At 32.0% G+C, this 14,292-nt stretch carries 12 protein-coding genes; 5 read left to right on the top strand and 7 right to left on the bottom strand.

What is annotated here, in order from left to right; all coding sequences use genetic code 11:
- Positions 1 to 344: 344 nt before the first annotated feature.
- From lptB to FHS04_RS05015, 4 genes are all read right to left on the bottom strand, one after another.
- Positions 345 to 1,085, bottom strand: a complete 741-nt coding sequence (gene lptB / locus FHS04_RS05030) for an LPS export ABC transporter ATP-binding protein (RefSeq protein ID WP_027880018.1) — start codon at positions 1,083 to 1,085, stop codon at positions 345 to 347.
- Between the two features lie 74 nt (positions 1,086 to 1,159).
- Positions 1,160 to 1,510, bottom strand: a complete 351-nt coding sequence (locus tag FHS04_RS05025) for a carboxymuconolactone decarboxylase family protein (protein WP_027880017.1) — start codon at positions 1,508 to 1,510, stop codon at positions 1,160 to 1,162.
- Positions 1,494 to 2,330 (bottom strand): twin-arginine translocase subunit TatC, encoded by an 837-nt coding sequence (gene tatC, locus FHS04_RS05020; protein WP_106679558.1) that lies wholly within the window; start codon positions 2,328 to 2,330, stop codon positions 1,494 to 1,496. The genes FHS04_RS05025 and tatC overlap by 17 nt, the downstream gene beginning before the upstream one ends.
- Positions 2,330 to 3,295: a KpsF/GutQ family sugar-phosphate isomerase gene (locus FHS04_RS05015; RefSeq protein WP_106679560.1), complete on the bottom strand. Its 966-nt coding sequence runs from the start codon at positions 3,293 to 3,295 to the stop codon at positions 2,330 to 2,332. Before FHS04_RS05015 ends, tatC begins: the two co-directional genes overlap by 1 nt.
- Positions 3,296 to 3,455: 160 nt before the next feature.
- On the opposite strand from FHS04_RS05015, the gene recQ reads away from it, so the two are divergent.
- Both recQ and FHS04_RS05005 read left to right on the top strand, forming a co-directional pair.
- Positions 3,456 to 5,648 carry a DNA helicase RecQ gene (gene recQ, locus FHS04_RS05010; RefSeq protein ID WP_106679563.1) on the top strand — a complete coding sequence of 731 codons (2,193 nt, stop codon included), beginning with the start codon at positions 3,456 to 3,458 and terminating at the stop codon, positions 5,646 to 5,648.
- Positions 5,649 to 5,984: 336 nt separating this feature from the next.
- Complete coding sequence (locus FHS04_RS05005; protein WP_106679682.1) at positions 5,985 to 6,917, top strand: peptidylprolyl isomerase; 933 nt, start codon at positions 5,985 to 5,987, stop codon at positions 6,915 to 6,917.
- A gap of 41 nt (positions 6,918 to 6,958) precedes the next feature.
- On the opposite strand, the gene FHS04_RS05000 is transcribed toward FHS04_RS05005, so the two are convergent.
- Complete coding sequence (locus FHS04_RS05000; RefSeq protein WP_106679566.1) at positions 6,959 to 7,789, bottom strand: hypothetical protein; 831 nt, start codon at positions 7,787 to 7,789, stop codon at positions 6,959 to 6,961.
- A gap of 10 nt (positions 7,790 to 7,799) precedes the next feature.
- Positions 7,800 to 9,041, bottom strand: coding sequence for a peptidase T (gene pepT / locus FHS04_RS04995; protein ID WP_106679569.1), 1,242 nt, complete (start codon positions 9,039 to 9,041; stop codon positions 7,800 to 7,802).
- 316 nt (positions 9,042 to 9,357) lie between these two features.
- On the opposite strand from pepT, the gene FHS04_RS04990 reads away from it, so the two are divergent.
- From FHS04_RS04990 to FHS04_RS04980, 3 genes are read left to right on the top strand one after another with little or no spacing between them, the layout of a single operon-like run.
- Positions 9,358 to 10,410, top strand: coding sequence for a quinone-dependent dihydroorotate dehydrogenase (locus tag FHS04_RS04990; RefSeq protein WP_106679572.1), 1,053 nt, complete (start codon positions 9,358 to 9,360; stop codon positions 10,408 to 10,410).
- Complete coding sequence (locus FHS04_RS04985) at positions 10,411 to 11,037, top strand: LysE family translocator (protein WP_106679575.1); 627 nt, start codon at positions 10,411 to 10,413, stop codon at positions 11,035 to 11,037. It begins immediately after the preceding gene.
- 37 nt (positions 11,038 to 11,074) lie between these two features.
- Positions 11,075 to 11,941 carry a hydroxymethylglutaryl-CoA lyase gene (locus FHS04_RS04980; protein WP_106679578.1) on the top strand — a complete coding sequence of 289 codons (867 nt, stop codon included), beginning with the start codon at positions 11,075 to 11,077 and terminating at the stop codon, positions 11,939 to 11,941.
- Between the two features lie 54 nt (positions 11,942 to 11,995).
- Here the strand turns inward: FHS04_RS04980 and FHS04_RS04975 are convergent, their stop codons facing one another.
- Positions 11,996 to 14,227: a TonB-dependent receptor family protein gene (locus FHS04_RS04975; RefSeq protein ID WP_106679581.1), complete on the bottom strand. Its 2,232-nt coding sequence runs from the start codon at positions 14,225 to 14,227 to the stop codon at positions 11,996 to 11,998.
- Positions 14,228 to 14,292 lie beyond the last annotated feature (65 nt).

The raw sequence follows: 14,292 nt of genomic DNA, 5'->3' as shown, positions 1-14,292 counted from the left end.
TTTTATTATTACAAAAAAGGAAGGCTTGAAGAAATAATTGAAAAATTTGAAGAAATAAACAGGAAAAAACTATTTAAATATGACTTATTAGTTTTGACATACGTTTGTGCTTCAGTTTATCTGTTTTTTTATAGTTTGAATGTTGGTAATGAAATACCTTTTATTTTAATAAGTATTATTTTAATTACATCATTATATTCTTATCTTAAAATAGTAAGGTTTGATTAGAAACTAATTTAGTAATGACTTTTTCGGATTAACGAGAAAAGCTAAAGCTAATTTTTACTGCGTATTGCTGACTGATTACTGCGTACTGCCAACTGAAAACTGCCAACTGAAAAAACCTACTCGCGTATTTTCTTTTTACGTAACTCGAAGTTTTGACCTAGGTATACTTTACGTACCATTTCATCATTAGCTAATTCTTCTGGTTCACCAGCTTTAAGTATACTACCTTCAAACATTAGGTATGTACGATCTGTAATAGCTAACGTTTCTTGTACGTTATGGTCTGTAATTAAGATACCAATATTCTTTTTAGTTAACTGTGCTACAATACGTTGTATGTCTTCTACAGCAACAGGATCTACACCAGCAAAAGGCTCATCTAATAAAATAAAACTTGGGTTTGTAGCTAATGCACGTGCAATTTCTGTACGACGTCGCTCTCCACCAGATAATAAGTCTCCACGATTTTTACGTATGTGACCTAAACTAAACTCTTCAATTAACGCTTCCATACGCATTAATTGTTCTTTTTTACTAAGTTTAGTTAGCTGTAATACGCTTAAAATATTTTCTTCAATACTTAATTTTCTAAATACAGAAGCTTCTTGGGCTAAGTAACCAATACCATTTTGAGCACGTTTGTACATTGGGTAATTGGTAATATTAGTATTGTCTAAAAAAATATTTCCGCCATTAGGTTTAATTAAACCAACAATCATGTAAAAAGACGTTGTTTTACCTGCACCATTAGGTCCTAAAAGCCCAACAATTTCACCTTGATTTACTTCAAGGGATACGTCTTTTACTACTTTTCGTCCGTTGTAGGACTTCATTAAATGTTCGGCTCTAAGCTTCATCTGTTGATTTAATTTTGCTAAAAATAGTCATTTCAATATAACTATTAAAGTGTCACTTTTATTTTATATAAAGTTTAACCCTTTTGGTTTTCAAGTTCTTCCCAATACTCGTAAGCACGACGTAAGTGAGGAATTACTATTGTACCGCCAATTAGTGTACCAATACTTAAAGTTTCCATTACTTCTTCTTTTGTTACACCTTCTTTATAACAAGACTCTAAATGGTATTTTACGCAATCGTCACAACGTAATACTGTAGAGGCAACTAAACCAAGTAGCTCTTTAGTTTTTACGTCTAATGCACCTGCAGCAAAAGCATTGGTGTCTAAGTTAAAAATACGTTTTATTATTTTGTTGTTATCACCAAGAATTTTATCGTTCATCTTGGCTCTGTAATCATTAAATTCTTTAACTAGATCTGACATGTGATTTGGTTTTTTTTCTTTCTCTTTTTAATACAATTCTAGAAATATGAATACTAATTTCGTATAAAATTATTACCGGAATAGCTACTATTATTTGACTAGCTATATCTGGCGGAGTGATTACTGCTGAAATAATTAAAACAATAACCAGCGCAAACTTTCGGTATTTGCGTAAAATTTCTGGTGTTACTAAACCTAATTTGGTTAAAAAGTAAATTAAAATAGGTAGTTCAAAAATAATTCCTGATGCAATTACAGATGCTCTTACTAAACTTATGTAAGATGAAATGTCAATCTCGTTAGATACTTCTGCACTTACCGTGTATGTTCCTAAAAAGTTTATAGATAAAGGTGTTATTACATAATATCCAAATAAAACACCTAAAAAGAATAACAAAGATGAAACTATAATAAATCCTCTTGAAGTATTACGTTCATTATCATTAAGTCCAGGACTAATAAACTTCCATAGTTGATATATAACATAAGGAAAAGCAATAATAAAGCCTGCATAAATAGACGTCCATATGTGTGCAGAAAACTGACCAGCCATCGTCCTGTTTTGGATGATAAACGGGAAAGATTCTCCGCAAAAAGTAGAGTCTTCTACACTAACCAAGTTTGCAAGAGCGCATAACCATTGGTAGGTAGGGAATTCCATTTTTTTAGGCGCAAAAATGATATTGTCAAAAATAAATCCCTTAAAGATAAAAGCTACTGTGCCACAAAGTATAACGGCACCAACAATACGTATAAGATGCCATCTTAAATCTTCAAGATGATCTAAAAAAGACATCTCGTTTACATCCTTTTTTGCCATTATATAATACCTTCTTTTATTAAATCGTGTAAATGTACAACACCAGCATAATAACCATCTTTTTCAACCAGTAATTGAGAGATTCCATTCTCCTCAAGTACTTCCATAGCATCTATAGCCATAGCATCTTCTGCTATACGTTTTGGGTTGCTGCTCATAATATCTTTTGCTGTAAGCGAAGAAAAATCGTCTACTTTACTAAGCATACGTCTTAAATCTCCATCTGTTATGATGCCCACAATTTTTTTGTCTTCTACAACAGCTGTAACACCAAGACGTTTTTCAGAAATTTCAACAATAACATCTCTAATGCTTGTATTTAACGTAACTTGAGGTTTTTCGTTTACAGAAGAAATATCAAGTACGCGCAAGTATAGTTTTTTACCTAAAGCGCCACCAGGATGGTATTTTGCAAAATCTCGGCTAGTAAATCCGCGTAATTCTAATAACGTAACAGCCAACGCATCACCTAAAACTAATTGAGCTGTAGTACTTGTTGTTGGTGCTAAATTATTAGGACATGCTTCTTTTTGTACGTAAGAATTTAACACGTAATCTGCATGTTGTCCTAAAAAAGAATCTTTGTTACCAGTTAAGGCAATCATTTTATTTTTAGCGTTTTTAATAAGTGGAACTAAAACTTTAATTTCAGGAGTATTTCCGCTTTTAGAAATGCAGATCACAACATCATCTTCTAAAATTAAACCTAAGTCACCATGTATAGCATCTGCAGCGTGCATAAACACAGCTGGTGTGCCAGTAGAGTTTAATGTAGCAACAATTTTAGTAGCTATAATAGCACTTTTACCTATGCCTGTTATAATAACACGACCTTTAGAGTTGTAGATTAATTGGGTAGCGTTAACAAAATCATCGTCTAATAAAGATTTTAAATTTAGTATGGCTTGTCCTTCTAATTCTATGGTCTCTTTAGCACTCTTTAATATGGAGGCATTATTTTTCAAAGTATTTTATTTTTTTGGTTTATAAAGATTTTAGTATCTTTAATTTTAAAGCAGCAAATTTAGGGATTATTTCATTAGTGAAATATTTAAACTCTTAAATTATTTTGCTGTTTTATGTGTTAAATGTAACTAATTAATAAAATTTCAAATCGTTCGTATAGTGAAAAGTGATTTGCATGCAGCATTAAAAAAATATTTTGGCTTTGGTGAGTTTAAAGGCTTACAAGAGCAAGTAATAAAAAGTATATTAGATCAAAACAATACCTTTGTTATTATGCCTACTGGTGGCGGTAAAAGTTTATGTTACCAACTACCAGCATTAATGCAAGAAGGTACAGCAATAGTAGTTTCTCCTTTAATAGCTTTAATGAAAAACCAAGTAGACGCCATAAGAGGTGTCTCTAATGAAAATGGTATTGCACACGTTTTAAATTCTTCATTAAATAAAACGGAAGTAAAACAAGTAAAAGCAGATATTACCAAAGGTGTAACTAAATTGCTTTATGTAGCTCCAGAATCTTTAACAAAGGATGAGTATGTAGAGTTTTTACGATCTGTAAAAATATCTTTTATGGCAGTTGATGAAGCCCATTGTATTAGCGAATGGGGACACGACTTTAGGCCAGAATACCGTAACCTAAGAAACATTATAAAACGTATAGGCGATAATATACCTATTATAGGTCTAACAGCAACAGCAACACCTAAGGTGCAAGAAGATATTCTTAAAAACTTAGGGATGACAGATGCTAATACTTTTAAAGCATCTTTTAATAGACCTAATTTATATTACGAAATACGCCCAAAAACCAAAAATGTAGATTCAGACATCATTAGATTTATCAAACAACATGAAGGTAAATCTGGTATTGTTTACTGTTTAAGTAGAAAACGTGTTGAAGAATTGGCACAAGTACTACAAGTTAATGGTATAAAGGCTGTACCTTATCACGCAGGTTTAGATGCTAAAAAAAGAGCGTCTCACCAAGATATGTTTTTAATGGAAGATATTGATGTAGTGGTAGCAACAATAGCATTTGGTATGGGAATAGATAAACCAGACGTACGTTTTGTAATTCACCATGATATACCAAAAAGTATAGAAAGCTATTATCAAGAAACAGGTCGAGCTGGAAGAGATGGCGGCGAAGGACATTGCTTGGCTTATTATTCTTATAAAGACATAGAAAAATTAGAAAAGTTTATGTCTGGTAAACCAGTAGCAGAGCAAGAAATTGGTCATGCATTGTTACAAGAAGTAGTTGCTTTTGCAGAAACATCTATGTCTAGAAGAAAATTCATTCTTCATTATTTTGGAGAAGAATTTGATAACGAAACAGGAGAAGGAGGCGATATGGATGATAACATGCGTCATCCAAAAGAAAAAGAAGAAGCAAAAGACAATGTCGCTATTATATTAGATGTTGTAAGTAAAACAAATGCAAAGTACAAGTCTAAAGAACTTGTAAATGTTATAGTCGGTAAATCTAATGCCTTAATTAATTCTCATAAAACAGATACACAACCTTTCTTTGGTGTAGGAAAAGACAAAGAAAAAAGTTACTGGATGGCATTAACACGACAAATGCTAGTCGCTGGATTACTAAAAAAAGATATCGAAACCTATGGTGTTATAAAACTTACAGATGAAGGAAAAAACTTTTTAAGTAACCCAACATCTTTTATGATGACAAAGGACCATGATTTTAGTGAAGATAACACAGATAATGTTATAACAGCATCTAAAGGAAGTGGAGCAGTAGTAGATGAGCAATTAATGAAAATGCTTAAAGACCTGCGTAAAACAAACGCTAAAAAATTAGGTGTACCACCATTTGTTATTTTTCAAGATCCTTCTTTAGAAGACATGGCACTTAAATACCCGATTTCTATAGAAGAATTATCTAACGTGCATGGTGTTGGCGAAGGTAAAGCAAAAAAATACGGTAAAGATTTTGTAAAACTTATCTCCAAATATGTAGAAGATAATGATATCATAAGACCAGATGATATGATTGTAAAATCTACAGGAAGTAATTCTGGAATAAAATTATACATTATTCAAAATGTAGATAGAAAGCTACCATTAACAGATATAGCGTCTGCAAAAGGCATGGAAATGCCAGCATTTATAAAAGAAATGGAAGCTATTGTCTATTCTGGAACCAAATTAAATATCGATTATTGGATAGATGAAATTTTAGATGAAGACCAGCAAGAAGAACTACACGACTATTTTATGGAAACTGAAACCGATAAGATAGATGTAGCTTTAGACGAATTTGATGGCGATTACGACGACGAAGAATTGCGTTTATACCGAATAAAATTTATTAGTGAAGTCGCTAATTAGTTTTTTTAGTTAGCAGTTAGCGGTTAGTGGTGACTTAAGGTTTAAGTTTAAATGTTGTGTCAGTTCGAGTGTTTTACGAGGAACGAGTAAAATGTATCGAGAACTTTTTAACTTCAACAAAATTATTAGTTAGTAATTTGTAATTATGTGTTTATTACTTAAAAGAAGTAAACTACAAAGCTTTATCAATACATCTTAGTGTTCTGAATAGAATTAGTGTCAATTCGTGAAATTCGTGTCTAAATAGAAAGCATTAATTCATTTCAAAAAAGTAATTCCAAATTAGTAAATCTTAAATCATTACGTATCTTTGCAATTCATTAAAAAAATATGACAATGCAAGACGGTTTATACGCAAAATTTAATACTTCAAAAGGAGCAATTCTTGTTAATTTAGAATTTGAAAAAACACCAGGAACAGTAGGTAACTTTGTAGCTTTAGCAGAAGGGAATATGGAAAACTCTGCAAAGCCACAAGGAACACCTTATTACGATGGGTTAAAATTTCACAGAGTAATTAGTGATTTTATGATTCAAGGTGGTTGTCCTCAAGGTACAGGTACAGGTAATCCAGGTTATAAATTTGATGACGAAATTCATCCAGATTTAAAACATGATGGGCCAGGAGTTTTAAGTATGGCAAATGCAGGACCAGGAACAAATGGTAGTCAGTTTTTTATCACTCACGTTGCAACAGATTGGTTAGACGGTAAGCATACCGTTTTTGGAAAAGTTGTAGAAGGACAAGATGTAGTAGATGCTATCCAACAAGGAGATGTTATTGAATCTTTAGAGATTGTAAGAGAAGGTGATGCAGCAAAAAACTTTAACGCTATTGAAGCTTTTAGAGTATTTGAAGGCGCTAGAGAAAAACGTATTGCTGAAGAACGTGAAGCAAAGCGTGCTGAGTTAGATAAATTAGCAGCAGGTTTTGATGAAACTAAAAGTGGTTTACGTTACCAAATCATACAAAAAGGAAGTGGTAAAAAAGCCGAAAAAGGAAATCAAGTTTCTGTACACTATAAAGGACAATTAGCAGACGGAACTGTATTTGATAGTTCTTACAAGCGTAACCAACCAATAGACTTTCAAGTTGGAGTAGGACAAGTTATACCAGGTTGGGACGAAGGTATTTTGTTATTAAACGTTGGTGATAAAGCACGTTTTGTAATACCAAGTGATTTAGCTTATGGTGCGCAAGGTGCTGGTGGCGTTATTCCTCCAAATGCGACTCTTATTTTTGATGTAGAATTAGTAAATGCTAAGTAAACTTTAGCTTACAAACTCAAAATAAAAAAAACCTCACGGGATTAGTCTTGTGAGGTTTTTTGTTTTATATAATTTTCTTCTAATTGTTTAGCTATAATTCTTAAATATGAGTGCTCTGGAAAACAACCATAAACAGAATTAATTAATGTATCTCCTCTAAGACTAGTCCAGTTTATTGTATTTTCAATTTCGTCTCTTTTATCTGTAAATTTTTCTGAATTTAAATAATAATATTTAATGGTATTAAGTCTACTAACAGGGTTTTTACTATATAAAAGTTGAAGGATAACATCACTAGTTAATTGGTCTTCTAAATCGAGTAATAATTTCCAGTTTTCTATTGGAACAGCATAAATACCAACAACTTCTCCATAATACAAACCTGATTCTGTAGACATAAAATGGTCTATTTCAGGGTTAGAAATCCGTTTGCCTTTATAATATTTTAAAGGCTTGTAAAACGTTTCATAATTATAAAACAGAGGTTTTATTGTGTTATCTTCTGTAACTTCAAAAGTGTTATTGTAAAACTTTAAGTGTTTTTTTTGAAGCCTTTTACTATTTGGTAATTTTGGTTTTAAAACGTAACTAATTAAAGAATCTTTTAAATAAAGAAAATCACATGTTATAACAAGTTTTCTTCTATAGATGACAGAAGAATATATCTTATAATTAAAACCTAAAGATTTATAATTCTCATTATTACTTTTTAAGAATAAACTTTCAAGAGATTTGGGATTTTTTAAACTATCTAAAACACTTTCAATAATCTCTTTATCATTTTTATGAGAAAAGAAGTTTTTATCCTTAAATTGAGAAAACACAGGAAGTGTAAACCAAAACGAAAAGATTATAAAAAGTGTTTTAGACATTGTTTTTTTATTACTTATACTTTTCAGCGGTCAACTCAGCAATTTTGCAAATCACTTCTGTTGCTTTTATCATACTTTCTACAGGAACATACTCATAACGTCCATGAAAATTATGTCCGCCAGCAAAAATATTAGGACAAGGTAGGCCCATATAACTTAATTGTGATCCATCTGTTCCACCACGAATTGCTTTTATTAAAGGTTTAATGTCTAATTGTTTCATAGCTTCTTCAGCAATATCAACAATATGCATTACAGGTTCTACTTTTTCTTTCATGTTGAAGTATTGATCCTTAATTTCAATCGTTACTACTTCTCGTTCGTATTGTTGGTTAAGCTCGTCGGTAAGCTTTTGCATCACTTCTTTTCTAGCTTCAAAATGCTCTTTGTCGTGATCACGAATAATATACTCTAGTACGGTTTCTTCAACTTCACCTTTTACAGAATATAAATGAAAAAATCCTTGGTAACCTTCTGTATGTTCAGGTGTTTCTAGTCTTGGTAACGAGTTGATAAACTCTGTTGCAATGTACATAGAGTTAACCATTTTTCCTTTAGCATAACCAGGATGTACAATTTTTCCTTTCACTTTAACTACAACACCAGCAGCGTTAAAATTTTCGTATTCTAACTCACCAATTTGACTTCCATCCATGGTGTAAGCCCAATCCGCACCAAACTTTTCGACATCAAATTTATGTGCGCCACGACCAATTTCTTCATCTGGAGTAAATCCAACTTTAATGGTTCCGTGTTTGATTTGAGGATTTTTAATTAGGTATTCCATTGCAGAAATAATTTCGCAAATACCAGCTTTATCATCAGCACCTAAAAGGGTTGTACCATCTGTTGTGATTAAGGTTTGACCTTTGTAAAGTAATAAATCTTCAAAATAATCAGGAGATAAAACAATGTTTTCAGCTTCGTTTAAAACAATATCTTTACCATCATAACGCTCTACAATTTGCGGATTAACATTTGCACCAGTAAAATCTGGCGACGTATCAAAATGCGAGATAAATCCAATAGTTGGCACGTCATGATCCACATTACTTGGTAATGTCGCCATGATATAAGCGTTTTGGTCAATACTTACATCTTGCATACCGATATGTTGTAATTCTTGCACTAATGCATTGGCAAGATCCCATTGTTTTTTGGTACTTGGTGTTGTGTCGCTATTTGGATCAGATTCGGTATCTACAGTAACGTAGCTAACAAATCTTTTGATGATGTCTTCTTTTGAAATCATATTTTGAGTGTTTATTTTATTTGAAAGTATAAAAGTACAATTATTCAAGATTTTCAGTAGTACATTTAATGGTAAAATTAAATAAACGTCAGTTCGAGTGATTTTTGAGTGGCAACTGAGCGTAGTCGAAGTTGTGCGAAGAAATTTTATCGAGAACTAATAATACATTTAAAATTCTTGTTTTCGATACAAATTTTTATTCATTTCAATCATAAAAATTCACTCAAACTGACGAATTTTATTAAAAACAGTTAAGAGCTTCAACATAAATTGTAAATCACATTTTTTCACACTACTTTTGTGCAAACATTACACGATGTACAAATCCCTTCTAAGACCGTTTTTTTTTAGTTTCGATCCTGAAAAAATTCATCATTTTACATTTAAGCTTGTTAAATTAACCTCTAAAATACCAGGAATGACTTCGGTATTTAGACGTTTATATGTTGTAGAAGATAAGCAACTACAACGCAACCTTTTTGGATTAACCTTTAAAAATCCAGTAGGATTAGCAGCAGGTTTTGATAAAAATGCAGTGCTGTATAATGAATTAGCAAACTTTGGTTTTGGATTTATAGAAATAGGTACCGTAACGCCAAAAGGACAAGCTGGAAATCCTAAAAAACGTTTATTTAGGTTAAAAGACGACCAAGGAATTATAAACCGTATGGGTTTTAATAACGAAGGTTTAGAAGCTGCAATTACACAATTAAAACTAAATAAAGGACAGTTAATTATTGGTGGAAATATTGGAAAAAACACCGATACAGCACCAGAAGATTACACCAGAGATTATCTAGAATGTTTTAAAGGTTTACATCCTTATGTTGATTATTTTGTGCTTAATGTAAGTTGTCCAAATGTTGGAAGTCACGCTAAATTAACCGATAAAGATTATTTGTTAGAGCTGATTAGCGAAGTGCAAAAAGCTAACGAAGAATTGTCAGGTCGGGCGCAGTCTAGACCTAAAAAACCAATTTTACTTAAGATTGCTCCAGATTTAAATACCATTCAGTTAGATGAAATTATAGAAATCATCAAAGAAACAAAACTAGATGGAGTTATTGCTACTAACACATCTGTAGATCGCACGGGATTAAAAACGTCACAAGAGCGTTTGGAAGCTATCGGAAATGGCGGTTTAAGTGGTCAACCTATAAAAGAGAAATCTACAAAAGTGATTAAGTACCTAGCAGAAAAAAGTAATAAAGCTTTCCCAATTATTGGTGTTGGAGGAATCCACAGTGCAGAAGATGCATTAGAAAAACTAGAAGCTGGAGCAGATTTAGTACAGATTTACACTGGTTTTATTTATGAAGGACCACGATTAATCAAGCAGATTAATCAAGCTATTCTAAACCAAAATTAAATGACTATCGAAACCTTATTTGGGTTTGTTGTAGCGACTTCGGCTTTAGCCATATCGCCTGGACCAGATAATATTTATGTGTTAATGCAAAGCATTACTAATGGTCGTAATTATGGTTTAGCAACAGTAGCAGGTTTAATTTCTGGTTGTTTGGTACACACAACATTGGTTGCTTTTGGTGTGTCTGCTATTATTAAAAATAACGATACACTTTTTCTAATACTTAAAATTTTAGGCGCTGTTTACTTATTGTATTTGGCTTATAAAGTATATCAAAGTGATGCTGAAGTTGCTTTAACCACTAAAAACACACCAAAAAGAAGTTTGTGGCAACTATTTAAGCAAGGTGTAATAATGAATGTGTTAAACCCAAAAGTGTCTATATTCTTTTTGGCATTTTTTCCTGGGTTTTTATTCTCTGATACTTTATCAACAGTAACGCAATTTTATGTGTTGGGTTTACTGTTTATGCTCACATCTTTAATTATATTTTCTGCAATCGCAGTGCTTTCAGGATTTATTTCGGAGTATTTAAAACAGAATAAAAATACCGGATTAGTACTAAAATGGTTGCAAATAGTTGTGTTTGTAGGAATTGCTATATTCATCTTTTTTCAGAAGAAATAAAGCCAAAAATCTATTTCTTTTTTATCTTTGAAAGACCATGAAAAACGACTTAGTTAAAGTAATCGAATGTCCGCGAGATGCCATGCAAGGCATTAAGCAATTTATTCCTACCGAAAAAAAAGTACAGTACATACAATCTTTATTACGTGTAGGTTTTGATACGATAGATTTTGGAAGTTTTGTGTCACCTAAAGCTATACCTCAAATGGTAGATACAGCCGAAGTGTTAGCGCAATTAGATTTAAGCAAAACCAAAAGTAAATTATTGGCAATTGTAGCAAATTTACGTGGTGCTCAAGATGCTTGTCAACATCCAGAAATTGATTATTTGGGTTATCCTTTTTCTATTTCAGAAAACTTTCAAATGCGTAATACGCATAAAACAATAGCACAATCTGTAGACTTGTTAAACGATATTTTAAATACAGCAGATCAATCTAATAAAAAGGTTGTAGTTTATATTTCCATGGGATTCGGAAATCCTTACGGTGATCCTTGGAATGTCGAAATAGTAGGCGAGTGGACAGAAAAGTTAAGTAAAATGGGTGTAGAAATTTTATCCTTAAGTGATACGGTTGGTACATCTAATCCAGAAAATATAGATTATCTGTTTTCAAATTTAATTCCGAAATATCAAAATATCGAATTTGGTGCGCATTTACACACTACGCCAAGTACATGGTTTGAAAAAGTAGATGCAGCTTATAATGCAGGTTGTAGACGTTTTGATGGAGCTATACAAGGTTTTGGTGGTTGTCCTATGGCTAAAGATGAATTAACCGGAAATATGCCAACAGAAAAAGTCTTTTCTTATCTAACTACAAAAAAGGCGCATGACCTAAATGCGATGTCTTTTGAAAGCGCATATAATGAGGCGAGTAAAATTTTCAATTTTTATCATTAAAAAAAGAGCTTGTATATTTTACAAGCTCTTTTTTTTTAACTAATTTTTTACTTTTTAAAACTGAAATTCTAATCCAGCATAGATACCAAAAGGATGACCAGGTCTTAATCCTGCAGGTACCCTTGATACTGCGTATTCATTATCTAGTAGGTTAATAATGTTAGCTGTTGCACTTAATTTTGAAGTGATATGGTAACGACCAGCTAAATCTAAAACGATAGCCGATTCTACTTTTTGATTATCAGGAATAGATCCAGTACCAGATACTGTTCTAAAAGCACCGTTATATCTTCCGTTTAAGTTAATTGAATATTTTTTGTGTTCTAAACCAATACTTGCATTTAATTGATGCTTTGCAATATATGGTATTTCATCTCCTTCAGAAACAGTTCCCCAAATACCATCATCACTACCAAAACTGTTTAAAAACTCAGTATCAGTATAAGTGTAACCTACAGTAATAGGTAAAGAAAAGTTGGTGTTATTTTGAAGTGCATCATAATTTAAAAGAACTTCTAGTCCTTTTACGGTAGATTCTCCTGCGTTAAACACATCTAAACTACCTGTTCCGCCACTAGCAGCAAGATCACTACCTAAAAGGTTGCTGTAGTCGTTGTAAAAGGCAACAACTTCACCTTGAATGTCTTTAAAGTTAAATCTAGAACCTAACTCGTAGTTAATACTTTCTTCAGGTTTTTGACCATCTTCATTTCCTGGAGGCGAAAATCCTTTATGTACTCCACCAAAAACAGAGTAGTTGTTATTGAATTTGTAATTAAAACCAATACCAGGAATAAAAATATCTACTTTGTTTTCTCTTACAGATAAATTGCTACCTGTTCTGCTTATATCACTTGTACCATAGTTTTCACGTTTAAGCACAATGTTTTCGTAACGTAAACCAGGAGTTAATGTTAAGTTTTTATATTTAAACTTATACATAATGTATGAAGCAAAAGCATTTGCACTACTAATCCTGTTAGCATCTGTACCAGGTATACCTTTAGTGGTTAATTGCATAGAATTATTTTCAATGCTGTAGTAGTCTTTCCATTGAAAACGATCTTCTTCATCATAGTGATATCTTAACCCTAGTTCAATATCATGAAATGTGTTTTCACCATAAAAATGATAATCTAATTTAGTTTGAACACCTTTAGAAATGTACTTACGGTTATTTGCTTTAACCGTTAAAGCATCTGCTGGTGAGTTTTCTAAACCTGTCATGTAACTAAAATGGGTAGGATATAAATCTGGATTAGATACAATGTTAGCAATACTTACATTATCACCATTAGCTGTAATATCGTTTAATTTATACCAGTTTCTTTCAAATCTATTAAAGTAACCATTGGTTGTAATGGCGAAATTTTTAGAAAACTCAATGTTATGAGTTAATAATAATTGAATATGCTCATTAGTCATTTTATCTTCTTGAGAACTTGCGTATCTATCAAAAGGATTATTCTTAAAATCTGTGTCTGTTAATCCTAGGTAGGTCTCATTAGACACTTCATCTGCAAACTGAAATTTAGTTTCAAAACTTTGTTGAATTTTTGCTTCTTTATCTGTGTTCAATCTAAATTTAGCAACAACGTCATTCTTGTCAAACCCAGTATTTGCACCGTTTAATAGATTTTTAAATCCATCAGAATTAAAGTTTAAATATTCAACATTATATCCAAAATTTTTGTTGCTGTCTCCAACAGACGCATAAACTTGTCCGCTGTTAAAGCTTCCGTAAGAGGCATTAATTCTACCAGAAAAATGATCAGGAATTTGTGTAGACACCATATTTATAGCACCACCAGAAGTAAAAGGACCATATTGCACTTGGCTACTACCTTTTAAAATTTCTACAGCTTCCATTCGTGCAACAGAAGGAAAGTAATAAGCAGCAGAAGCACTGTATGGTGCAGGAGCAATCAATACACCATCTTCCATTAAGCTAATTTTTGCACTACGTTCTGGAGAAGTACCTCTTAAACTAATGTTAGGACGTAGACCAAAACCATCTTCTTCTACAATGGTTACACCAGGAACAGTTTTTAAAACACGGTTAATATCTGTGTAACCTAGTTTTTTTAATTCTGTTGGCGAAATGTAATATGCAGAACCTGTGCGGTTTTTTGCCATGTATTTGTTACCAAATATTACATTTGTTTTAATTAAAACTTCTTCTAATTTTTGAATAGAATCTGTATTGTTGGTAATAGAATCTTTTGTGTTTTGAGCTATTACACTACTAGTAATTAATAAGATGAAGAATAAAAATTTAGTTCTCATTTATTTAGACTGATTAAAAATAATTTGTTTTCAGCGTGCAAAAATAATACTCATTTTTAGTTTTT

Source organism: Mesoflavibacter zeaxanthinifaciens subsp. sabulilitoris (assembly GCF_014191595.1).
Lineage (GTDB): Bacteria > Bacteroidota > Bacteroidia > Flavobacteriales > Flavobacteriaceae > Mesoflavibacter > Mesoflavibacter zeaxanthinifaciens.
Note: the sequence above shows the minus strand (reverse complement) of the source record. Positions and strands in the feature narration are given on the sequence as shown.